Source organism: Holdemanella porci, assembly GCF_019052655.1.
Lineage (GTDB): Bacteria > Bacillota_I > Bacilli_A > Erysipelotrichales > Erysipelotrichaceae > Holdemanella > Holdemanella hominis.
Genome location: NZ_JAHQVB010000198.1, coordinates 1 through 323, shown reverse-complemented (window position 1 = coordinate 323; position 323 = coordinate 1). Strand labels below are relative to the sequence as shown.

Genomic DNA, 323 nt, shown 5'->3' with positions numbered 1-323 from the left:
TCTTCAACGACCAGACTCTTCTTCTTGGATTTACATTGTTCCATGATTTCAATGGTCAGCTGATACAGTTCTTCATTTCGTTTATTCTTTGTATTCTGTATCTAAAGGTTTCTAAATCACCATTTTTCAAGTTCTTTTTACCACCAAAACATACAGAAGGCATCTTTCTTTTAAGTTTGAACTTATTTCGATTTCTTCTGAATTTTAGATTGCGAATGATACTCTTCAATCTTTTGATATTTGGATCCAATACCTGCACCTCATAAAGATAATCTTCTTCTGTATATTTCTTTTTCTTGGATCTGTTGATCAGTTTCTCTTTT

The 323-nt window shown here is 31.6% G+C and carries 1 protein-coding gene; it reads right to left on the bottom strand.

What is annotated here, in order from left to right; all coding sequences use genetic code 11:
• Positions 1-55: 55 nt before the first annotated feature.
• Positions 56-323 (bottom strand): hypothetical protein (locus KTQ83_RS12125; RefSeq protein WP_217256981.1); only part of this gene is annotated, 268 nt, incomplete at its 5' end.